Below are 22,515 nucleotides of genomic sequence, written 5' to 3'. Positions count from 1 at the left end.
GATGGCCGGCTTTATTATGCCTGCGGGCCGGGTGAGTGTAGTAAAACTTCTACAGTATTACCGTAGTTGTACTACAGGACCGCAGATGCCCGCTGTTTATTTTAGTAGCTGTAATGAGAGCGATCTGCGCCACCGGATGCGCGTCCACGAGTATTTTAACCATATTGTAACCATTAAACCGTCCCTATGGAATTTATCTACAACTCACTGTTTTTTCCATCACTTGCCATTGATCTGATTACAAGGCTTCCGGCTGACTGAACATACCTGCACCATATCTGAACATTGATGTTCACCAGCTGATTTTCAAATTTTTTTGTAACCGATACCTGTAAAAAACGGGGAAGAGCGGCTGCGCTCCCGTGCGCCCATTCCCGCAGTGTATGGCCGGTTCCTCTCCATAAAACCTTAACCATGAAGCAGCCGCAAGCACATTGGGGCGCAAAGCTCTATTTTTCGCTGGTGCGGGATTACCTGCGCGGGCATAAAACGGCCGCCGAGATCAGGGAAGCATTGAGAACACTGCCGGCAGATGACCGGCTGTCTCCCGAAACAGCAGCAGGCCCTGCGGATTTCGTCATGGCCGCGGCGGCGTGTGTGCATGAACGTTATTATCATCAGATTGCCCGGTGGGTGGCCGTCTCAACTGACCTGGTACCCCAGCGCTCCGGCCTGATACATCACCTGGAACAGTTCCTTTGGGGGCATATTACCGCCGAAGAACTGCATCAATGGGCTACCTGGTACGCTTCTCCTGCATGGATGGCCTATACAGGCCGGTTTGAGGATGATGACATGGCTTACCTTTGCCTTGAAAAGTTCCCCGTATTGCCTTCGTTCTCCCGGGAGCTGTGCATGAAGCTGCTGTGGCTGATGCGCCTGCCGGTTAACCCGCGGTCTCAGGCGGTGAGGGCCGCGTTGCGTCGGTTGTAGTTACTCCGCCTCCTGCAAGTGTATACCAGGCCGGTAGATCTCCTGCAGGAAGGTGGGGTTGGCCAAATCTGTGAATTGAAACTGCCTGTATAAGCCATGCGCATCTTTTGTATTGAGCATTATTCTTCTCAACCGCCCGGCCCACGGCTGTTCAAACAGACAAGCCAGCATTTTTTTGGAAACCCCTTGCCCCCGGTGCGCTTCCAATACATAAACATCCGCCAGCCATCCAAAGGTGTAGTAGTCCGTGATCACTCTTGCAAACCCGATTTGCCGCCCGGCGGAGAAAGCGCCGATGCAAAACGAATGCTGCAGCGAGCTGTCTACAAGCTCATACGAAATTCCCTTTGCCCAATAGGAGTCTTCACTCAGAAAACGATGTATGGCCCGTACATCCATGTTCTCCTTGCCGGTTTTAATACTTGCTGCTGACATAGCTGTAATAATGAATTGATTGCTGCAAAAATAGATGCGGCCTTTCAATTGACACAGTCTCAGTTTTGTGTATTTTGATGGGCACAGTTATATTTGGCAAATGAGCAGGGACTTTCTGTATACTGAAATAGCCAATGGCATCGCAGGCCAGATCAGGAGCGGGGTGCTGAAAGCGGGAGACAGGCTGCCTTCCGTCAGGGTTTTATGCCAGCAGCACGGCATCAGCATGAACACCGCCAAAAGGGTATTCTGGGAACTGGAGGCGCAATCACTCATTGAAACAAAACCACGGTCCGGCTACTTTGTAAGCCGGCTGCCTTACCGGAGGCTTCCCCTTCCCGAAGTGAGCAAACCTTCCCCGGCCCGTAATCATAAAGAGCCGGATGAGTTGATCAGGAAAGTATATAGCAATATGGGCAGGGATGACCTTACGCTTTTTTCCCTTGGTGCTCCTTCCAGTACCTTGCTGCCCCTGGCAAAGCTGAATAAGGAAATAGTGCAGGCAACACGGGAACTGCAGGGGTGCGGCGCTGAATATGAATTGCTGCAGGGCAATCTGAAATTACGCCGGATGATTGCCAGCCGCTCATTGGCATGGGGAGGAAACCTCATGGAAAGTGACCTGGTAACCACCAGCGGCGGGATGAATGCTTTGTCTTTCTGTATGATGGCGCTGGGGAAACCGGGAGATACCATTGCCATGGAAAGCCCTTGTTATCCCGGCAGCCTGCAGCTGGCCGGAAGCATGGGATTAAAAGTGCTTGAACTTCCCACGCATCCCGTCACAGGTATTGAAATAGATGCCCTGAAAAAGGCAGTTCCAAAGATAGATCTCTGCCTGTTGGTGCCGAACTTCAATACGCCCCTGGGCAGCTGCATGCCCGATGAAAATAAAAAGGAAGTGGTGGCGCTGTTGGCCAGGCATGGTATTCCGCTTATAGAAGATGACATCTATGGGGATCTGTACTTCGGGCCTCAACGCCCCAAATGCTGCAAGTCATTTGATGAGGATGGAACCGTGCTCTGGTGCAGTGCTGTTTCCAAAACCCTGGCGCCTGGCTACCGCGTGGGCTGGATAGCGCCGGGCAGGTACAAGGAGCAAATCCTGAAGTTGAAACTGGTGCACGCTATATCCTCCTCTGCCGTTACACAAGAAGCGGTAGCCGGTTTCCTGAGCAGCGGCCGGTACGACAATCATCTCCGCAGGCTGCGCCTGACTTTGCAGGGCAACTACCAGCATTATGTACATGCAATAGCGGAATATTTTCCGGAGAGCACTAAAACAAGCCGGCCCCAGGGCGGGCTGGCCTTGTGGGTGGAACTGGATAAAACGATCAATACCGGGGAGCTGTTTGACAAAGCCATGAAACAGAAAATAAGCATTGCCCCGGGAAGGATGTTCACCCTGCAGGACCAGTTTGAAAATTGTATGAGGCTTTCTATTGGCCTGCCCTGGTCTGATGAAGTGCGGAGCAAATTGAAGCTGCTGGGAAAACTGATGATGTAGTTTTTTTGTTGTAGCTTGGTAAGGTGACCTTATAAAACTCAAAACCATGAAACGAAAAGACTTTATCAAACAGGCTACGCTTGTTTCAACAAGTTTTTTTATTGCCAGGGACCTGCTGGCAAAAGATAATGGGCCTGTTTTCGGACATGGCGGAAGGCGTTACAAAATGGATATGAAATGGAGCAGTGCCAACCCGGCGCTCAACCCCGTAAATGATTGCCATGAAATGGTGCAGGACAGGAAGGGCCGTATTTTGCTGCTCACCAATGAAACAAGGAACAACGTGCTGGTCTATCAGAAATCCGGCAAGCTGGTGGGCGCCTGGGGGCATGAATTTCCCGGGGCGCATGGCCTGACCCTGACCAATGAAAATGGCACGGACTTCCTTTTTATTACTGACACCGCAAAACACCAGGTTTACAAAACCACCATCGATGGTAAAATAGTGAAGACGGTCAGTGCTCCGCTGGAGGCCGGTGTTTACAAGAAAGCTGAAGAGTTTGTGCCCACTGAAACCGCGGTAGATACAAACGGCGATTTTTTTATTGCAGACGGTTACGGCGCCCAGTACATTACGCATTATGATAAAGACGGGAAGCTGAAGAATTGTTTCGGCGGGCGGGGAGAGGGAGATGAGCATCTTGACAATGCACATGGCATTACCATAGACCGCCGCCTGCATACGCCTACCTTGTTGATTACAGACCGCACGCGCAATTGTTTCAAGCGGTTCAGCATGGATGGGAAATTGCTGGAGATCATCAAGCTGCCGGGCGCCTGTGTGTGCCGGCCTGTTATTAAAGGCGATCACCTGTACGCCGCAGTGTTGCGCTCGCCCAGCCTTGCCAGTGCTGACTCAGGGTTTGTAACCATTCTGGATAAAGAGAATAAAGTAGTTTCCAATATAGGCGGTACCCAGCCGGTGTATAAAGACGGCGTACTGCAGCCCATGTCCCAGTCAGAAAAAATATTCCGGAACCCGCATGACGTGTGCGTGGATGATGATGAAAACCTTTATGTGGCGCAGTGGGCGTCTGGCAAGGTGTATCCTTATAAATTTACCCGCGTGTAGGAGGGGGCTGCCGGAATAAAAAAGGGCCGTATCTTTTGGATACAGCCCCAATTTGTTGGTGCCCAGAACTGGATTCGAACCAGCACACCCTTGCGAGCGCTGCGACCTGAACACAGTGCGTCTACCAATTTCGCCATCTGGGCATCTTTGTTGTTTCAGGGAGTGCAAAGGTATGCAAGAATTTGATTTTTCCAAATTTCAGTAAAGCAAATTTTTCCGGCACAGATGAACCGTAAAAATTCCCTTTGATTTTTACGCAGCAAAAGATTACATTTATAAAGTACCGGGTACGTTACCGGAAAATGGCCATTTTCAACCGGAAGTTCTTGTCAATATGCTTGCAAAATATTGACCGTCAATTCTATTTATGTATAAAAACACCACTATGAAGATTGCCATCGTTGCACTATCTGTTTTGGGCCTCGTATATTGCAAGAAAGCTGACGTGGCACCCGAAAAGAATACGCCCGCTCTCCGGTCTGATGCCCCGGCACTTTTAACGACCACTACCTTTAACGTTTCACCATCCACCAATTTTAATTCCACCTTCTGGTCTGGTGTGCAAACAGCGCTGGCCAGCGGGCCGGTAGACGTCATTTTTGCGGACGGTACTTACACGCGCACAGCTACGCTTACGTTGTCCAATATAGGTGACGATGCCAACCTGCTGACCCTCAAAACGGCCTCCGCGCCGGGCGGCGTTGTTTTCAACGGGAACATTGCCAAACTGATGAACGTGAACCTGTGCAAAAATGTGAAGCTCCAGGGCCTCAAATTCACGGGAGATGTTACGGGCTATGCGCTTACCATTGTCAGAAGCCAGGATATTGCGGTGGAGGAATGCATATTTACAGATCTGCCCGCTGTAGGCTACGGGGCGCTGGGTGTTCATTATGAAACCACCAACCGCGTGCTGGTACGCAACAACACGTTTGCCAGGGTCGGGTATGACTCTCACGCGCACATGATCTACGGTGCTTACGGCATTCAGCGTTTGAGCGTGGTGGGCAACAGCTTTACGGACTGCTCCGGCTCCTTTGTGCGCTTCCGCGGCAACCTGTCCAGCAAAGGAGTTGTGTACGATAATGATTTCACTTCTACCGGTACTTACCTCACGGGTATCAACCCGGTGTTTGTTGAAATTCCCGTATTTAACGATGTGAACCCCGGAGATGAAAGGATGGGAACGGAGTTCATGATCACGAAGAACACCTTCACATATGCTACTGTTGGTTCTCAGGCTACCCGCTATGCGGTGGTATTCCATCACACCGGTTTCAACCCGCCAGACAGGAATTACCTGATCAGCGCGGCAGACGCCGCTACGCTGAACAGCGGTACTGTTACCCAGAAGCGGAATATTATGAGCACGCAACTGGGGCTGGACGGTAACGAGATCCGCTTCGGCGGCAATACCAACAGCAACGTGCAATACAACGTGCTATACCGCTGCTGGAACGGCTACGGCTCTTCCGGCCCGTGGACGGGCATTGCCAGCATTGGCACGGCAGTGAACGCTTCGGGCCTTGCTACAACGGAAGCTGCCGCTATCAACTATTATCCCTGACGGAGGCGTTCCCGTGCTATATGGATTCCCACCAGTGTTTGTCAGGATACGGTTTGCCCAGCTCCACCATTTCTCCGATGCGTGGTGTGGCAATGGTGAGGCCGCGTTGTTGCGCAGCGGCCACCACGCGTTTGGCGGGCTCGTCCCAGGGGTGGTTGGCCAGCGCAAATTTGCCCCAGTGAACGGGTACCATCACTTTGGCGCCCAGGTCTGCGGCGGCGGAGACGGCCTCTTCCGGGTTCATGTGGATGTTGGGCCAGGAGGTATTGTACTGCCCGGTTTCCAGCAGGGCCAGGTCAAACGGGCCAAATTTTTCACCAATGGCCTTGAAGTGCGCATCATAGCCGGAGTCTCCACCTATGTAAATGCGCACGTCGGGCGTTTGCAGTACAAAGGATGCCCACAGGGAGCCGCCCCGTTTGAGGCCCCGGCCGGAAAAATGGCGGGCGGGCGTGGCAGTAAGAGTATACCCTTCCAACGGGGTTTCCTCCTCCCACCAGTCCATCTCCGTGATCTGTGAGGAAGGGATGCCGGCGCGCACCAGGTCCCGGCCCACGCCCAGCGCGGTGTATACGGTCTTTATTTTCGGAGCAAGCCGGCGCAGGGTGTGGCTGTCAAGATGGTCGTAGTGATTATGGCTGATGATGAGCAGGTCTATATCAGGCATCTCTGCCGCCGTATAGATATTGGTGCCTGCAAAGGCCTTTATCATGAACGAAAAAGGAGAGGCATAACCGCTGAAAACCGGGTCTACCAATATGTTGCGCCCGTTATTGCGCAGCAGGTAGGAAGAGTGGCCGAACCATACCAGCTGCGTGCCGGTGGCGGGCAGCTGGTGCAGGTCTGTTTTAACGGCTGGCAGCGGCCGCGGCGGCCAAACGGTTTTGGGTTTGTTCAGAAAAGCCCGCAGCACGGTGAAATACGAAGCGTCACGGGACATGATTTCCGTAGGGGAAAGGTTTTGAAAAGAACCGTTCCTGTAATTCGGTGATTTCCATTCCATTTGTTAAAAATACGAAATGTCGTGTTTGTACAATTGTACCGGGCGGCAACATTGTAATTTTGGGGCTATGGTCTCTATAGATACTTTTAAGGCCCTGTGCATGGCCATGCCGGAAGTGCAGGAAGTGCTGCACTGGGGTACGCCGGCCTTCCGCACCAAAAAACGGATATTCGTTACCCTGTGGCCGCAGGAAAACCCCGGTAACAAAACATTGAACAGGCCGAGCGCCAATTTCGGCTTTACACCGGAAGAGCAGGCGGCCTTCTGCACCGCGGCGCCTGACAGCTTTATGCCCGTGGAAGGCGGCTGGGGCCGCCAGGGCTGGACAACCGTTAATCTCCACAAGGTGAAAAAGAAGATGCTGGAAAGCGCCATCCAGAGCGCATGGTATAGCGCGGCGCCACCCAAGTTGCAGGAGCGGTACCGGTTGGAGAACGGGTTGGAGTAGGAAGCATGGCGTGGCGCTTTGTTATTTTTACAGCTGACCACATTTGCCTTGGAACGGCGCCGCCGCCCCAAGGGCCGCTCTTGGTTGCAGGTGGCGCTACATTCCGTATGGCCAACCCGGCCTGTCTCACAGCGGTACTCCCAGTTCTTTCTGCCGCTGTTTGCTCAGGTTGCGCTTGAGCGGGGAACGCTCCTGCGCCAGCAGTTTCCATACGCGGGTGGGATTGAACACGTCCAGGTAATCCAGGTTATTGGGAAAGGCGCTGAGGTACTGGTCCCGCACGTAATACAGCACGGAGCCGTTGCCGGACATGCCGTAGAGGTCATTGGCGGTGATCTGCAGGCCGGTTTTCACAGCCAGGCGGCTATTGAGTATCAGCAGCTTGTTTTTCCGGGTGAGCACCACCAGTTCATCTGCCGCCCGGTTGTGGCGGATGCTTTCAATACCGTCAGGATGGGTGAAGATGAAGGGAGGGGCCTTGCCGTCAAGGTCCCGGCGAAAAATGGTGTCTTTCCCCTTGTCAAACGGCGCTTTGTAGGTGATGATGGCATTTTTGTCGAACACCGGCGCTATCAGCTGCTCATGGAAGTTCATGCGGGCGTTGGTGGTCATATCAATCACTTCCACCGTTTCCTCAAAAGTTGTATACAGGCCCATTTTGGCTACCAGCTTATTGCGGGCCACGTTGCCATAGCCGTAGGTGTAATAATTGCGGGTGGAGAACGAAAGCGTGTCACGGCCTTTCATCACATGTATCACGGTATCTGCGCCCCATACCAGCTCCCCGTCTTCCGTAAAATCCCCAAAGGTCACATTGGTTACCCGGTGCAGGCGTTTCCCGTTCTCGTCATACACGTCCAGCTGGTTGAGCCCTGAAGGGATGGGGTAGATGGTCAGCAGCCTTTCCATATTGCGGGAGCTGGTAATGGTGGTTTGGGAAGGGATGTGGCAGATGGGTTTTTTCTGCGGGTCAAGTATCTGCACTTTTTCTATGAAGTCCCCATTGGGCGCCAGTTGCACATACGGTATCACCAGGTTGCCAGACGCGGTAAAGCGCACACGGTAAGAGTCAAACTGTGTGAAAGGGCCGTCGGCAATGTGGTCTGCCGGGTGGAGGTAGCGGTTGGGGCCGCCCAGTGTCACAATTTCTTCCTGGTTGGCAGCACAGTCGTACAAAATAAATTCTTCCGGTAGTGCGGCCTCCCGGCTGTACTGCCAGACGGAATTTTTACGGGGCTGTTCTGCTTTTCGGCAAAGCAGCAGCACGTTATCACGGTTGGTGAAGTACATGTAGGAAATTTCCCGGAAGCTGTGCATCACGTTCCCTTCTTCGTTCAGTACAATATAGTCGTGTACGTTACTGCCGGTAGCCGGCCCTGAATTGTCCAGCACAATAAAACGGCCGCTGGCGGAAATGTCAAACCGGTCTGCTTCCTGTATGGAGGCGGGCAGCGTATCTGTGTAAAGGCTGAAGAGAGATTGCACGTCTTGCCGCTGCATGTATTCCAGCAATTTGTTGTTGACCTGCTGGGTATCTTCCGCGTACACCTTTTTTTTCACGGTGCTGAACAGGTTCAGCGCGTCTACCGGGTCCAGGCTGCCCATTTGATAGCTCATATAGGCCAGCGCTTTGTTGCGGCTTATTTCGCCCTTTACATAGGTAAAATAGAAAATGGCCGTGTACGCCAGCAGCAGGCCTATAACGGCCCAAATCCACTTCCAGTTGCGCTGGCGGAACTTGAGCTTTTCCAGCCGTTCTTCTTTTTCCTTGCGGACGTCTTCCTCTTTTTTCCGTGCGCTCACGCTGTCTTCAAAGAACAGCTGCACTTCAGGGCTGAGGTTGAGCAGGCCAATGTAGGGGCGGTAGGCCTCAATTTCCTTGGGTGTGAGGTAATCGCTCGTTTTGTTCCGGAAACCGGTAAAGCGGCTCTGGATCTGCTCATTGGTGTAATTGACGCGGCGCTGCTCTTCCGTACGCCTGCTGTCTATCAGTCCCGCCAGTACATCATGCGCCAGCTCGTAGGTCTGGCCGTCTGTACGGAGTATCTTGTTCTTGTCAAGCTCCGCCAGGCAGCGCAGCATCAGGCTGCCGGAGCGTTTCATCAGGTAGGGTGCTACCTGGCCTGAAAACCAGATGCCGCTCGTTTTCCCGTCTGTAATGCGGTAATAGGCTAGCGGGCGTTTGGTGCCTTCGGGCGTTACAAAGGCATCCAGCACATTGCTCACAAAATCTGCCGGGATGCCGGGAAATTCTTTCTCCAGCTCATCCTGTATCACATCTATCCGTTCCCTGATAAAGCGGTTCAGCACTTCTTTCATGTTGCCGAAACGTTTGATAATGTTGGCGTCGAAGGTGAGCGGCGGGTAGGGCTCGTCAGGGTTTGTCCTTTTATCGCCGGTATTCATGTATACTGTACGCCATAGCTGGTCAAGATAGATCTGGAGGTAGGGCAGGGAAACGGTATTTTTCTCCGTGAGCACATTGATGATCTGTTGTGCGTTGGCGGCGCCTTCTTTCAGGGTGATGGAAAATTCCCGGCAAGATTTGACAATGACCTCTTCCACGTTTTTGGCGTTCATGGGCTCAATGCGCAGGCGGCGGTCGCAGAAATCGGGCACTTCCTTTTCAAACTCGCTGAGGCCGGCAAAAAACTCTTCGCGCATAATGAACAGCATGCTGCAGAACTGCAGCTCCGAAGAGCAAAGGATGTGATCAACGATCTCGATGAAGGTCTTTTTCTCGGCATCGCTGCCCATGATGAGCAGTTCCTCAAACTGGTCAAAAATGAGGTAAACCGGGCGCAGGTAACGCAGATTCACGTTTTTCAGCGCATCAAACACCTGCTCGCTGGTATTGCCCTGCGGCATGTTGGCGCGCTGTACCACCAGGGTTTGCACAACGCTGGTTTTGCCGGCCATGGCGGTAGTAACGGAGGTTTCCGTATTTTCCCTGCCGGAGAGCGTTTTCTGCAAAATGCTGCGTAGCGACTCGTTAATGTTTTCCCCGCGCCTGATGAAAAAGGGCGTCCAGTCGGTGTCTTCCATCCTGTTCATCAACCCGCACTGCACAATGCTGGTTTTCCCCGTGCCGCTGGTACCGTACACCAGCACCAGCCTGTTTTTATGAATGTACTGGTACAGTTGTTTGATCTCCTTGTCGCGGCCAAAGAAAATATTGTAATCGTCCCGGCCGTAAGGGTCAAGGAACTTGAAGGGGCTGTTGATCATGTGCAGGGGTTGTAGGGGTCAATTGGAGGGCAAAATCGCGGAAGGCGTTCAGTTGTATGCATACGGCTTCGTACCGGCTTTGTTCCTGCTGCTCCGTACGCCCGAACCTGCGGTTGATATTGATCTCCACATGGTTCAGGTCATCATCCGGCTTGCTTACATTACGGAACACGTACACCTTGTCATCCTCCCGGTACTGGCCGTAAAACACCAGGTTGGAGCGGTCTGACCGGCTTTCGAACGCATTGATGTCTACCACCAGCGGGGAGAGGTTCAGGAATTCCAGCGCTTCGCCCTTGTATTGCCTTCTTTCCACGTTAAACACCGTGAGGTTTTGTTTGGTGAGTATCACGCCGCTGTTGTCAAGATGTTTGGCCAGCAGGTAGTAGTTCACTTCGTGGCTGGCGTTGGAGTTCATCAGCTTCACCACCTGGTGGTCGAATTCCGTGAGTATATCGTGCCGGTACTTGTTGATGCGGATGTTCTGGATGCTGGTAAGCGTATAGCGGTGCAGGAAACCCAGCTTTTCGAAAAATACGGAGAGCATGGCTTCCGCGGTGAGGCAAAGCTCCAGCACTTCAGATTCCTGTACGGCAACGGGCTTGCCCGGATAGGTGGCATTGCGGATGTAGGAAAGGTACTCACAGGCCTCACCGAACTTTTTATTCTGCGCGTCTTCTTCCCGCAGGGTTTTCAGTTCCGTTACAAAATAGTCCACCCTGGGCAGCGTATCAATGTACTTGCGGATGCCTTTGATAAGCGAGCTGTAGTTATATACGGCCCGCTCTTCTATGGTGAGGTTGAAATAGTCTTTCAGCAACTGTCTCATATTGTCAGGCAGCTGGGCCACTTTGCCGGTTATTTTCAGTTCCCACAACTGGCTGATCATAATAATGCCCATAAATTCCGTAGTGATCTGGAACACGCGGGCAATCTGCTCCAGCCTTTTGAGGCTGGGCTTTTTGAGCGCTTCCGCGCCGTACTCCGCGGCAAACAGCGTTTTAAGCTGTATAGCAATGGGGTGGGGGAACACGTCCATAATGGTTTTCTGGAACACGTAGTCTTCTATGATCTCCAGCTTCTTCTTTTCGTCCAGCTGCATGGCGGGAACGTTGCCGTCCAGCACCAGCGCCGTGAATATGGTTTGTGTGAGCTGTATGTTGGGTTCGTAGAGCGCGACCGCCTGGTCGTTCACAACCGGGAGCGGGTTACGGTCTACCGCGTCAGCGTTTTTGAAGAACAGTCCCCAGAACGGTTCACGGGGCTTTTCACCGGGCAGGTGCAGATCGCGGCTGGTGGTGTCATCCAGCCCCAGGGAATCTTTTGTGGCTGTTTGGGCGGATGCCAGCGCGGCATTGAACGCATTGCGGAGGGTCATTCTTTTCTGGCAGATGTTGCGGAAAAACTCCACGCCGAAAATTTTTGCGCTGGTATCATTTACAGACGCATTGGTGGCAATGACGGCAGGCACGCCCAGCTCCAGCAGTTTGGTAACCTGCGGGCCGGTAGAGCAGCCGTTGAGGATTACCAGCCGCAGGTTGCCGGCGGCAATGCTGGGTTTCAGCTGGTAGGCAATGCCGGTGCCGTTGGCTTCCTGGTCGTTAAACAGTAGGGAATGCTGACCGGCGTGGCCGGCGTAATGGAAAATGGCAATGTTGCCGTTGTAGGCGCCCAGGGCATTGTTGATATTGTCTACCGTAGCAAAAGACTCCCGGTGTACGCTGTAGTTGCCGCGGTTATTTTCTATCAGGATGCGGTGAATGTTATCGTCTTCTTCTGTGATGGAGGCAAGTGGCTCAACGGCACTGTTCGCAAATGAAATAATGATCGTTTTCATGACAAAAACACTTCGGGGTTGAGGAAAAACGCTCTTGTATTTTTGGGGGCCAATGGGAGCGCATACAATATTTACGCTCTGTAAGTTACGGATTTTAAATTATATTTGTTACAGGCCAGAAGGACCGGTAGCCTGAGTGTAATCCCAAAAGTCTGTATCTCCCAACCCCGAATTAAACCTCGCTTTATGCAGGACCGTATGTTTTATGCCGCTTTTGTGGGCATAAACGCTTATCCGCAGGGCGCCCTGAGTGGCTGCGTGCGGGATGTGCTGGCACTTGACCTCCTGTTCAGGGAGCAGTGCGCGCAGCAAACAGGCGTGCGTTACCACCCCGTGTATTACCTGGCTCCCAACGCCGCTGACGCATTGCAGATAGCAGACCATGAAGCGGCCACGGGGCAAAAGCTGCCCTATGAGGCCCCCACTTTCGCCAATATTTCCACCCGGCTTTTTACCCATTTTAAAGATGCGGGCGAAGGGGACGTTTGTGTGTTCTATTACAGCGGCCATGGTTCCCAAACGGAGGCCCCGCCGGTGTTTGACCGTACCCAGGTGGAAACGCTGGTATGTGTGGACAGCCGCAACGAAGCCGTTCCCCGGGCCCGTGACCTCATTGACAAGGAGCTGGCCTACCTGCTCTGGAAAACCTTTTCCGGCAAACAGGCGCATGTGCTGGTGGTGATGGACTGCTGCCACTCCGGCAACAATACCCGTAACCTTGAAAATGAAGGAGAGCTGCGCTTCCGCTACATCCCTGCAGGCCGCAACAAGGTGGCGTTTGCAGAGTACCTGGGTTATGAAGATGCCGGCTTTTACACCCTTGAGAACGGGAAGGCCGGCTTCAAAATACCGCGTTATGTACACCTGGCCGCCTGCCGGGACGATGAGAAAGCCCAGGAAACCATGCAGGGAGGGCTGTTTACCGGCCGGCTCCTGGAGGCACTGCGGTTGGGCGGCACGGCACGCAGCTACCGGCAGCTGATGCAGGGTTTGTCCGTTACGGTGGGCAGCCGTGCTGAAAAGCAGACCCCCGTGGCATTTGCCGGCCTGGAGCAAGACCTTGACCAGCAGTTCCTGTCTGCCAGCATCCGCCCTTACCGGCCTTTTTTCAACGTGCAGTACAACGCGCGGGAAAAGCGCTGGAAAATGTACGGCGGCGCCATGCACGGGCTGCAACCGGGCGCGGTGGTGAAGGTGACAGACGGAGAGCAGGAAGTGAACGTGGTGCTGCAGGAGGTCGCGCCCGCCTGGAGCTGGCTGACGCTGGAAGGGTTTGATGAGGATAGCCGGCAGGTAACCGCTGTATTACTCCGCATGGCCAATCCTCCCATGAAAGTAGGCGTGCCCGCGGGCCTGGCGGACATCAAAGGGAATTATCCCTGTTTTACCCTGCATGAAGACAACGCCCCTGGCGTGCAATATAACGTGCGGCAACTGGCAGACGGCGCCTATGTGCTGCTGCCGGTGAACGGCGCCATGCCGTTGTTCAGGCGGGAACACAATGCGGCTACCTTCCTGGAAAATGTGAACAAGGTAGGCAACTGGCTGGCCACGCTGGAGCTGGAGCACCAGGCCGCGGGCCTCAGCCGGGAAGACTTTGTGTTTGAATGGACGGCTGACCCCGGCACGGTGATGGCAGACGGGGTGGAGCTGCATTACGAAGGCGAGCAATACCCCTCTTTCGGTTTGCGCATTTCCATTCACCCATCTTCATCCCTGAGCGCCTGTTATGTAAAAGTCCTCTACCTGGGCAGCCAGTACAGCATCAACGGCACGCTGATCAGGAACGATAACAGCAGGCTGGAAAAGAAAGCTGGCAGTTATCTCGACCTGTCGCTGTTATATGACGAAACGGTTTACACCCGCATCCCCGTAAGCATGAACAAGGCGTATGCCCGTTACGGCATTCACGCCGTTACAGACTATGTGAAGGTCATTGTATCTGCGGCGCCCGTTCCGCTTGACCAGCACGTGCAGGAAGGGTTGGAGCTGGATGACGGTGAGGCCTCCCGGGACCTGGCGCCGCCCGGCAAGGCCGGGGCCATTACAGCGCAGTTGCCCTGGTCTGTATTCACCTTCCGGGTACAGTGCAAACGTTAATTATCCTGACTTTAAAAACCATTCATATGTCAAAAGGTTATTCATTGCATATCGGCTTGAACAAAGTTGATAAGACAAATTACCCCGGCGTGCCGCCGCTGTTTGCAGCCGTGAACGACGCCGTGTTCTGGGCTTCTTTTGCGGAAGAACAGGGTTACAAAGGGCAGTCGCTGCACAACGAAGACGCCACTGCCGAAGCCGTGCTGGACGTTCTGGGCAATTATGCCGGCCAGATGAAAGCGGGAGATATCTTGCTGCTGACCTATGCCGGTCATGGCAGCCAGCTGCCGAACGAGAAAGAAGAAGGTTTTGACGATGAGCGGAATGACCAGACCTGGTGCCTTTACAACCGGGAGCTGCTGGATGACGAGCTGTTTGACGCTTTCCGGAAATTTGCGGAAGGCACGCGCATAGTAGTAGTGTCTGACAGTTGTCATTCCGGCACCATGGTGCGCGCCCTGCCGGAAGAGCTTGATCTGAGCGCCCTGCTGGAAAACGGGCTGAACGGCAGCATGGCCGCGCGGGGCCTTCGTTCCCGCAAATTGCCATTGGAAGTGGAGCAGGCCGTCAACGCCCGCTTTGCCAGCTCCCTTTATGCTCCGTTGCAAAAGCCCTATAAAAAAACGCCACAGGCAGAAAATGTAAAGGCCGCCGTAAAGCTGCTGGCCGCCTGCCAGGATGACCAGACCACTTATGACGGCGAGAAGAACGGTGTGTTCACGGAGGCATTCATGGAGCTGTTCAAAAAGCCGGCTTTCAAAAATGCCACGGCGGAAACTTTTATAGACGAGATCAGGGAACGGTATTATTTCCCTCGTCCCAACTTCTTCCAGTACGGCGCAGTGATCCCGTCTTTTGACCGTTCCTTTCCCTTCGCTATTGATATACCTGACGCGGCCGGCATCAACGGTTACCGGCAGCCTGACCTGAAGCCGCAGCCCCTGCAGCGTTCCCTTACGCCCGGAGAGGAGTGGGATGAGGTGAAAGTGAAGCGCAACGCGCAACTGCTGGTGGAGCTGGAAGCCCCTGCAGACAACCCGTTCACGGCGGGGAAAGACATCGTGATCCTGGAACAGGAAGGCAACACCTGGCTGCTGGAACTGAAAAACACCCCGCATGAACATGCCTGGAGCGCGGCGCATGCCCTGCAACAGCAACTGACCGCCAATGGCATTGCGGCTACTGTAGAGCCTGTGCTGAGCGTGAGCCCCGCGCAAGACAAACGCGCCACGCGGGAAGGAGACATCAACAACCCCGATTACATTCCCGAATGGCCTCCCGCCAAAAATGAAGGCCGCATAGGCTGGCACCTGGACGATGCGCACTCCCAGCTCCTGAAAGCGCAGGAAGCCTTGTTGCAGCGGCCGGACGCGCATGTGCGCATAGCCCACCTGGATACCGGTTACATAGCCGGGCACGTGGCCCTGCCCCTGAAGCTGGACTATGTCAACCAGCGCAGCTTTGTGAAAAAGGATGACAGCTCCCAGGCGGTAGACAAGCCAGATTCCGGGCAAGACGGGCACGGGCTGGGCACGCTGGTATTGCTGGCCGGCAACAAGGTAGGCAAACCGGATACCTACGATGAGTACGAAGGGTTCATTGGCGGCATGCCTTTCGCGGAGGTGATACCCATGCGCATTTCAGAATCCGTAGTGATCATGAACGATAAAAATTTTGCCGCCGCGCTGGACTATGCCATAGAAAAAGGCTGCGAAGTGGTGTCTATGTCTATGGCCGGCAAACCCAGCAACCGCATGGCAAAGGCGGTGAACAGGGCTTATGAGGCCGGTATTGTGATTGTTTCCGCCGCCAGTAATTGCTGGTACAAAGGTACCGGCGCCCTGCTGCCCAAATGTGTAATGTTCCCCGCGGCGTTTGAAAGGGTAATTGCCGCCACCGGCGCCATGTATGACCATCAGCCTTATGATGTGAACTACCTGCGCGGCGGGCAGCGCGCCATCAGCACCCAGTACATGCAAGGCTCCTGGGGCCCGCCCTCCCGCATGACGCGCGCGCTGGCGGCCTATACGCCTAACACGCCCTGGGCCTCTACACAGCACGCGTTTTTGCGCAGCGGTGGCGGCACCTCTTCCGCCACGCCGCAGGTAGCCGCCGCGGCCGCGCTCTGGATAGCGTACCACCGCCCGGAGCTGGAAGCCAAAGGCTACTATCAGCCCGGCCGCCAATGGCTAAAGGTGGAAGCTGTGCGGCATGCGCTGTACCGATCCGCTTCCCGCCAGTTCCCGGAATGGGAAAAGTATTACGGCAATGGCATTTTGCGTGCTTATGATGCGCTGGGCATTGGTGTGGCGGACGAAGCGGAACTGAGCCCGGCGCCTTCCGCGGAAAGCTCGCTGTTTGGCATTGTGGAAACCATCGGCTCGTTTTTTAAACGGAGAAAACTGTTCCGGAGCAATGCGCCTGCGCCCCCGGCAGACGCGCTGGCCATGGAGCTGCTGCACTTGCTGCAGACAGATCCGCAGTTCTTTGAGCTGTTCTCCACGCTTGACCTGCAGAACAAGGCTGCCATGGAAGAATTGCTGAACCGGCCCGCCTTTCATGAACAGATAGCACGTTCAACATATGCGTCCGGCTACCTGAAAGAAGCCGTTCTGGCCGCATGAGCTCCTAATCAATATCATTTCCGGGGCTGACAATTATCATAGGCCTGCTCCTGGAGAAGGCGCACCTTTGTACTGTTATTAGTAACAGTAATAGCGTTTCAATTTTAGTGTTTTCATAGGAATGGCAAGCGCCGCAGAGAGAACTGCGGCGCTTATTATTTGCGGGAATTGAATTTGTGCCTTATTTTTATAAGGGAGTTTTTATGATGAATACACCTGCAAACGAGCAGGAGCGTCTGGCGGCGCTCCACAGTTATGAAATACTGGATACCCCACAGGAGGAAGCGTTTGATAACCTGACCAAACTGGCTTCCCGTATCTGTGATATGCCTGTTTCCCTGGTAACCTTGATTGATGAACACCGCCAGTGGATCAAATCGGGCCATGGACTGGCCGTAAGCGAAACATCGCGTGAAGAGGCTATTTGCAGGTACACCATTCTTGAGCCACGTCATCTCGAGATCAGTGATGTTTCTAAAGACAAACGTTTTTCCAATATCCCCCTTGTACAAGGCCCGGAACACATCCGGTTTTATGCCGGTTACCCTTTGATTGACCCGAACGGTTTTCCCCTTGGGGCTATTTGCGTGCTTGACAGGAAGCCGAACCAGTTGAGGGAAGACCAGCGCGAATCCCTGCGGATGCTGGCCGATATTGCTGTTGCCATGATCGTTGACCGGCGGAAGCACCATGAGCTGGACCATTTTGAGCGGATCTTCAACATCTCTCATGATATGATCTGTATTGTGGGTACAGACGGTTATTTCAAGCGGGTGAACCCCGCTTTTACCGCGGTGCTGGGCTGGTCTGAAGAGGAGCTGCTTTCCCGGCCGTATATAGATTTTGTACATCCTGACGATGCGGCCTTTTCTGAAGAGGAACTGGGCAAAATGCGCGTGGCAAACGGCCGCATGATACATATTAACCGCCGCTATGTCACAAAAACGGGAGAGTACCGCCTGTTACACTGGGTGGCCAACCGGGCGGGGTCTTCAGATATCATTTACGCCATAGCAAGGGATATCACCGAAGAACAGCGGCGCGAGCAGATGCTGGAATCAAGCCGGCACAAGCTGAGCGCATTCTTTGAGCACTCCCAGGGCCTGATGTGCACGCATGACCTCAACGGGAAATTCCTTTCTGTGAATACGGCCGGTGCTTCCCTGCTGGGTTACACGGTAGAAGAACTGGAAGGCATGTACATTTATGATATCATTCCGCCTGATCACCGCCCTGCCTTCGGAACGTACCTGCAGCAGATACTGGAAAAGGGGCATGCCAGCGGACAAATGACCACGCTTCATAAAGATGGCTCTACCCGCATCTGGTTTTTCAATAACGTGCTGGAGCCAGGCGTAAACGAGAATCCATATGTTATTGCCAACGCCATTGATATTTCTGAAAGGTATTACCTGGAAAGAGACCTGGCGCGCACAAAGGAAATGCTGGAACAAACCAACCAGGTAGCCCGTGTAGGCGGCTGGGTGGCCGAGATCGGGAAAGACAGGATGTACTGGTCTGACGTTACAAAAGAACTGTATGGCGTGCCGCCGGACTATGAGCCCAACCTGGCCGGCTCCATCCGCTTTTTCAAAAAGGGCAGCAGCCAGCTGGCGGTTGCCAGGGCCATTAACGCGGCCATCAGGCACGGCCGATCCTGGGACCTGGAGGTGCAGGTGATCAATGCCGCCGGCCAGGAAAAATGGGTGCGTACGCTGGGTAACGCCGTATTTGAGGACGGTGTGTGCAAGCGGCTGTTCGGCGCGTTCATGGATATTGACGAAAAAAAGAAGGCGGAGCTGGAAATTTCCAACTCCCGCAAGTTGCTGAATGACGTACTGCAGTCTGCTTCCGAGGTCAGCATTATTGCTACGGACGCGCTGGGCATGATCACCGTTTTTAATACCGGCGCGGAAAGGTTGCTGGGTTATAGTGCCGCGGAAATGATGGGCCGCTTCATGCCGGCTGTGATACATGACCAGGACGAAGTGGTGGAAAGGACGGCAGAGCTTTCAAGCGAAACAGGGGAAGATATCAGGGGGGGACGGGTGTTTACCTATAATGCGGAAAAATACGGCTCCGAGCAACGGGAATGGATCTATATCAAAAAAGACGGCTCTCGCTGCATTGTTTCACTGGTAATGACCCCCATCCGCGACGTGAACCAGAAAATTACCGGGTACCTGGGTATTGCTACAGATGTTACCAAACGGAAACGGATGGAAGAAGCACTGGTTACCGCCAAGCTGCAAGCAGAGCAGGTCAGCCACGCCAAAACGGAATTTCTGGCTAACATGAGCCATGAAATACGCACGCCCCTCAACGGCATCATCGGGTTTACAGACCTGGCGCTAAAAACGGGGCTGAATGAAACACAACACCAATACATCACCATTGTACACCAGTCTGCCAACGTTTTGCTGAGCATCATTAATGATATACTCGATCTCTCTAAAATAGAAGCCGGCAAGCTGGAGCTGCACCTGGAAAATACCAACCTGGTAGACCTGGCCGCCGCTGCTACAGATATTATTTCTTACCAGGCCCGGCAAAAGAACCTGATGGTAGTGTTGGATATTGACAAAGACATGCCCCACGTGGTGGTGGCCGATGGGCTGCGCCTCAAGCAGGTGCTGGTAAACCTGCTGGGGAACGCGGTGAAATTTACAGAGCGGGGCGAAGTGGAGCTGAAAATGTCTGCCGTTACCTGCAAGGGAGGAGAGCTTACCTGCCGCATTGAAGTGCGGGATACCGGCATCGGTATCAGGCCTGACAAGCAGCAGCGCATTTTTGAGGCTTTTGCGCAGGAAGATGCGTCTACCTCCAAACGGTATGGCGGCACGGGCATTGGCCTCACCATTTGCAACAGGATACTTGGACTGATGGGCAGCAAACTGCAGCTGATCAGCTATCCCGGCTCAGGCAGTATCTTTTACTTCTACCTGACGCTGCAGGTGGCAGATATGGAAGATGCCGCCGTTGCGGCAGTGGAAGATACCACCCTGCCGCAGCAGATTGACCTGGCCACGGTTGGCGCCAGCGTACTGGTGGTGGAAGACAACGCGGTAAACCTGCTGCTGGCAAAGACCATCATCCGCAAGCTGATGCCCCATGCCGTTATTGTGGAGGCTGCCAACGGGCTTGAAGCCCTGGAAGTATGCCGCAAACAAATGCCAGGCATCATTCTGATGGACATCCAGATACCTGAGCTGAATGGCTATGAAACCACTTCCCGCATAAGGGAGATGGAACAGGAGGGCCATGTGCCCATTATTGCACTTACCGCGGGCAATATCAGCGGAGAAAGGGAAAAATCGCTGGCAGCGGGGATGGACGATTTTTTGTCCAAGCCCATTGTGGAAGAACAGCTGGCCGCCATTTTCAGAAAGTGGCTGCCGCCCAATGGCGCCGGTCCGCAAAGTACCCCGGCAAGTGAAACGGAACATTTCGATATAAATGTGCTGAAGAACTACCTGGGAGAAGAGCAGGTAGACCCTGAAATACTAAAACTGACATGCAGGGAGATTAACCGGTCTGCAGAGGTGCTGGCAGAACATGTTCAAAACAAGGACCTGGCGGGCATACGAGCGTTGGGCCACAAGCTGGCCGGTACTACCGGCAGTGTGGGCTTGAAACACTTGCATACGCTGGCCCGCCGCCTTGACGGGCTGAGCCGCTTCAGCGAAAAGGAGGCGGAAGAGCTGCTGCGCCAGACCTCCGAAGAAATAACGCTTGTAACAACCATCATCAACAACCGTATTAACGGGGCATCATGAAAATACCCAAACTACACCTGTGGATCCCGGCCTTTAACAGGTTCCTGCTATTGTCTTGTCTGTTATTGGCACTGATGGTGCTGCTGCGCGTGGCTGACCTGCTGACCATTGGCAGGTTACCCGTTCCCTTGCCGGAGCTGGCCGGCCATGCACTTTGGGCAGACCTGCTTACCTTTTTTGGCATCGTGCGCTGGATAGTGCTGCCGTACCTGTTGCTGTACATGTTTATCAGCAGGAGAGCGGGAGATGTTTTTTATTTCATCGTAATGGCATTGTGTGTGCTGCTTGGCCTCTCGCTGAACCTCTATTTTCATGAAACCAGCGTGCCGCTGGGAGCAGACCTTTTCGGGTATTCCGTCAAAGAGATAGAGCAGACGGTAGGCGCCGCCACCGGCAGCATACAAGCGGGTACATTGCTGACATGGGGAGCATTGCTGGTAGCCATACTGGTGATAGTGATAGTGGTCAGCCGCCGGGAGATCAGGGGAGACCGGCGCGGGTTCTGGTTTGTGCTGGTTTGCCTGGCTTTTCTGGCCGTACCCCTTTCCCGCAGTCTCATCGGCAACAACGTACGCCCTGAGTTTGCCAGCAATATTGTGCTGAACAAAACGGGTTTCTTTATAACCCGCGCCCAGCAGCATTTTTTAGGCGAGCCTTACAGCGGCAACGTGAGCAGCCAGCCGCCTGTTGCAGATTCGCTGCTCCGCGCAGATTATGTGGAGCCAGACAAATATCCTTTTTTACATACCTCCCGGCCGGGCAGCACCCTCTTACCTTTTTTCAGTGTTCTCCCACAGCGGCCGAATATTGTAATAGTGCTGGTAGAAGGCCTTGGCCGTGCTTTTTCAGGGAAAGGGGCTTACCTCGGCAGTTTTACGCCGTTTCTTGATTCGCTGGCAGAGCGCAGCCTTTATTGGGAAAATTTCCTGAGCGCCGGCGGCAGGACCTTTGCTGTATTACCTTCCATAACCGGCTCGCTGCCCTTTGCGCGAAACGGCTTTGCGGAGCTGGCCCCGCAGCTGCCAGCCTCTCTTACCTTGCTCAACCTGGCTAAACACAACGGTTACCGCACCCGGTTCTTCTACGCCGGAGACGCCTCCTTTGACAAGATGGACCTGTTTGTGAAAGACCAGCAGGTGGATTCGGTCATAGACAGAAATTCTTTCGGAGAAGGCTACAGTCTTCTGCCGGCCAGCAGCAGCGGCTTTACATGGGGGTACGGAGATGCGGAACTGTTCAGAAAGTACCTGGCAACAACGCCGGCAGACACTGCCAGGCCGCGGCTGGATATTATGCTCACGGTGAGCACCCACTCGCCGTTTTTAGTGCCGGACCAGCCTTATTACACCCAGCTGGCTGAACAGCGGTTGCAGGCCCTGCAACTGAAACCGGAACAGCTGGCCATGCAGCGGCAGTACCTTCCCGTGTATGCCTCTGTGTTATACATGGACCAGTCCTTGCGGGAGTTTTTCCGGGAGCTGATACAGCGGCCGGACTATACGAACACTATTGTGCTGATCACCGGAGACCACCGCCTGCCGGAAATTCCCATGCGTTCCAAAATAGACCGTTACCACACGCTGCTCATTGCACATTCGCCGTTGTTCAGGCAGCCCGCCCGTTTTTCGTCAGTGTCTTCCCACCTGGACGTGCCGGCCTCCTTTGCCCCGCTGCTGGGAGAAACGCCTGCGCTGGCCACCTGGATAGGCAGCGGGCTGGATACCGCGAGAGAATTTCGCAATGTGCATCAATATCCCCTGATGCAAACCAAAAACGACCTGGTAGATTTTGTGTCGGGTGCCTGGATGCTCAATAATGGAAGCTTGTTCAGGATATTGCCGGATCTTGACCTGGAACCGGTAACAGATGAAGCGGCCTTGCGTGAGCTGAATGCGGGATTTCAACGCTTCCGGCAAAAAAACAACCAGTTCCTTCAAACGGGGTTGCTGCTGCCGGATTCTCTCTACCGCCGCTTCACCCGCTGA

The 22,515-nt window shown here is 54.0% G+C and carries 13 protein-coding genes and 1 tRNA gene; 9 read left to right on the top strand and 5 right to left on the bottom strand.

Going from position 1 to position 22,515, the window contains the following annotated elements:
- Positions 1-414 precede the first annotated feature (414 nt).
- Positions 415-933 carry a hypothetical protein gene (locus ABDW36_RS13250; protein WP_343702386.1) on the top strand — a complete coding sequence of 173 codons (519 nt, stop codon included), beginning with the start codon at positions 415-417 and terminating at the stop codon, positions 931-933.
- On the opposite strand, the gene ABDW36_RS13245 is transcribed toward ABDW36_RS13250, so the two are convergent.
- Entirely contained in the window at positions 934-1,368 is a 435-nt protein-coding gene (locus ABDW36_RS13245) for a GNAT family N-acetyltransferase (protein ID WP_343702385.1), read from the bottom strand. It lies immediately after the preceding gene.
- A gap of 100 nt (positions 1,369-1,468) precedes the next feature.
- Here ABDW36_RS13245 and ABDW36_RS13240 point away from each other — a divergent pair, with 100 nt between their 5' ends.
- Together ABDW36_RS13240 and ABDW36_RS13235 are read left to right on the top strand one after the other, a co-directional pair.
- Entirely contained in the window at positions 1,469-2,875 is a 1,407-nt protein-coding gene (locus ABDW36_RS13240; protein WP_343702384.1) for a PLP-dependent aminotransferase family protein, read from the top strand.
- Between the two features lie 46 nt (positions 2,876-2,921).
- Positions 2,922-3,947 carry a 6-bladed beta-propeller gene (locus ABDW36_RS13235; protein ID WP_343702383.1) on the top strand — a complete coding sequence of 342 codons (1,026 nt, stop codon included), beginning with the start codon at positions 2,922-2,924 and terminating at the stop codon, positions 3,945-3,947.
- 56 nt (positions 3,948-4,003) lie between these two features.
- Here the strand turns inward: ABDW36_RS13235 and ABDW36_RS13230 are convergent.
- Positions 4,004-4,090 (bottom strand) — tRNA-Leu (locus ABDW36_RS13230).
- A 242-nt stretch (positions 4,091-4,332) separates the two neighbouring features.
- Between ABDW36_RS13230 and ABDW36_RS13225 the strand changes: the two genes are divergently transcribed.
- Positions 4,333-5,514 (top strand): hypothetical protein, encoded by a 1,182-nt coding sequence (locus ABDW36_RS13225; protein WP_343702382.1) that lies wholly within the window; start codon positions 4,333-4,335, stop codon positions 5,512-5,514.
- A 16-nt stretch (positions 5,515-5,530) separates the two neighbouring features.
- Here ABDW36_RS13225 and ABDW36_RS13220 read toward each other — a convergent pair whose 3' ends face one another.
- A complete protein-coding gene (locus ABDW36_RS13220; RefSeq protein WP_343702381.1) occupies positions 5,531-6,517 on the bottom strand; it encodes an MBL fold metallo-hydrolase in 987 nt (328 codons plus the stop codon).
- Positions 6,518-6,584: 67 nt separating this feature from the next.
- Here ABDW36_RS13220 and ABDW36_RS13215 point away from each other — a divergent pair, with 67 nt between their 5' ends.
- Complete coding sequence (locus ABDW36_RS13215; RefSeq protein ID WP_343702380.1) at positions 6,585-6,965, top strand: MmcQ/YjbR family DNA-binding protein; 381 nt, start codon at positions 6,585-6,587, stop codon at positions 6,963-6,965.
- Between the two features lie 126 nt (positions 6,966-7,091).
- On the opposite strand, the gene ABDW36_RS13210 is transcribed toward ABDW36_RS13215, so the two are convergent.
- Together ABDW36_RS13210 and ABDW36_RS13205 are read right to left on the bottom strand one after the other, a co-directional pair.
- A complete protein-coding gene (locus ABDW36_RS13210; RefSeq protein WP_343702379.1) occupies positions 7,092-10,193 on the bottom strand; it encodes an ATP-binding protein in 3,102 nt (1,033 codons plus the stop codon).
- Positions 10,165-12,030 carry a CHAT domain-containing protein gene (locus tag ABDW36_RS13205; RefSeq protein WP_343702378.1) on the bottom strand — a complete coding sequence of 622 codons (1,866 nt, stop codon included), beginning with the start codon at positions 12,028-12,030 and terminating at the stop codon, positions 10,165-10,167. The genes ABDW36_RS13210 and ABDW36_RS13205 overlap by 29 nt, the downstream gene beginning before the upstream one ends.
- A gap of 186 nt (positions 12,031-12,216) precedes the next feature.
- Between ABDW36_RS13205 and ABDW36_RS13200 the strand changes: the two genes are divergently transcribed.
- The 4 genes from ABDW36_RS13200 to ABDW36_RS13185 all read left to right on the top strand — a co-directional run bounded on the left by ABDW36_RS13200 (position 12,217) and on the right by ABDW36_RS13185 (position 22,515).
- Entirely contained in the window at positions 12,217-14,130 is a 1,914-nt protein-coding gene (locus ABDW36_RS13200) for a caspase family protein (RefSeq protein WP_343702377.1), read from the top strand.
- A gap of 26 nt (positions 14,131-14,156) precedes the next feature.
- Entirely contained in the window at positions 14,157-16,754 is a 2,598-nt protein-coding gene (locus tag ABDW36_RS13195) for a S8 family serine peptidase (protein WP_343702376.1), read from the top strand.
- A gap of 203 nt (positions 16,755-16,957) precedes the next feature.
- Positions 16,958-20,530 (top strand): PAS domain S-box protein, encoded by a 3,573-nt coding sequence (locus ABDW36_RS13190; RefSeq protein WP_343702375.1) that lies wholly within the window; start codon positions 16,958-16,960, stop codon positions 20,528-20,530.
- A complete protein-coding gene (locus tag ABDW36_RS13185; RefSeq protein WP_343702374.1) occupies positions 20,527-22,515 on the top strand; it encodes an LTA synthase family protein in 1,989 nt (662 codons plus the stop codon). Before ABDW36_RS13190 ends, ABDW36_RS13185 begins: the two co-directional genes overlap by 4 nt.

Source organism: Chitinophaga sp. (assembly GCF_039596455.1).
In the GTDB taxonomy this organism is placed as follows: Bacteria; Bacteroidota; Bacteroidia; order Chitinophagales; family Chitinophagaceae; genus Chitinophaga.
This window is presented reverse-complemented; position numbering and strand designations above follow the sequence as displayed.